We start from the raw sequence: 618 nt of genomic DNA on the forward strand, positions 1-618 counted from the left end.
AACGACCACATCGACAGACGAAGTAAACGAGTTTGCTTATTGATTTAACCTTGCCCGTCACTGACTTGAAACGGGCAAAAAAAACACTATTGCTTATTGACAGAGTTACGGCTCATATGTGTTATGTTTCGAGAGCTACAATAAGACCAAATAAAAGACCTGTTAATAATACCGAGGTTAGCATGACTACTAGAATTTTAACTGAAACAGCCGCTAGTATTAGTGAGTTGAAAGCAAACCCTATGAAAGTTGCTTTAAGCGCAAACGGTGAACCTATTGCAGTGCTAAATAGAAACGAGCCTGCTTTTTATTGCATACCAGCAGATACATACGAGTTTTTAATGGATCATTTAGAAGACCTTGAGCTATTAAGTATTGCCGAAAGTCGCAAGGACGAGGAAAGCATACAGGTTAATTTAGATGAGCTATGAACTGCAATTTAAAAAGTCTGCGCTGAAAGAATGGAAGAAGCTTGGCGCCACGATACAAAACCAGGTTAAGAAAAAGTTATCTGAAATTGTAGTGGCATAGTTAATTTGGCCACCTGATTAGAGGTGTTAATATACACCTTATGAACTTACAGGTGAAACAATGACTAAAAGAACCAGACGTACATTT

Annotated in this window: 2 protein-coding genes; both read left to right on the forward strand. The window is 38.0% G+C overall.

Going from position 1 to position 618, the window contains the following annotated elements:
- The first annotated feature begins 182 nt into the window (after positions 1-182).
- On the forward strand, positions 183-431 hold the full coding sequence (locus ACSLUK_RS19960) for a type II toxin-antitoxin system Phd/YefM family antitoxin (RefSeq protein ID WP_448550547.1): 249 nt from the start codon (positions 183-185) through the stop codon (positions 429-431).
- Complete coding sequence (locus ACSLUK_RS19965) at positions 421-531, forward strand: type II toxin-antitoxin system RelE family toxin (RefSeq protein ID WP_448550548.1); 111 nt, start codon at positions 421-423, stop codon at positions 529-531. Before ACSLUK_RS19960 ends, ACSLUK_RS19965 begins: the two co-directional genes overlap by 11 nt.
- The last annotated feature ends 87 nt before the right edge of the window (positions 532-618 follow it).

Source organism: Thalassotalea fusca, assembly GCF_053485835.1.

Excerpts from the sequence above, each read along its gene's own strand:
- ACSLUK_RS19965 (WP_448550548.1), top strand. The coding sequence starts at position 421 with ATGAGCTATGAACTGCAATTTAAAAAGTCTGCGCTGAAAGAATGGAAG.
- ACSLUK_RS19960 (WP_448550547.1), top strand. The coding sequence starts at position 183 with ATGACTACTAGAATTTTAACTGAAACAGCCGCTAGTATTAGTGAGTTG.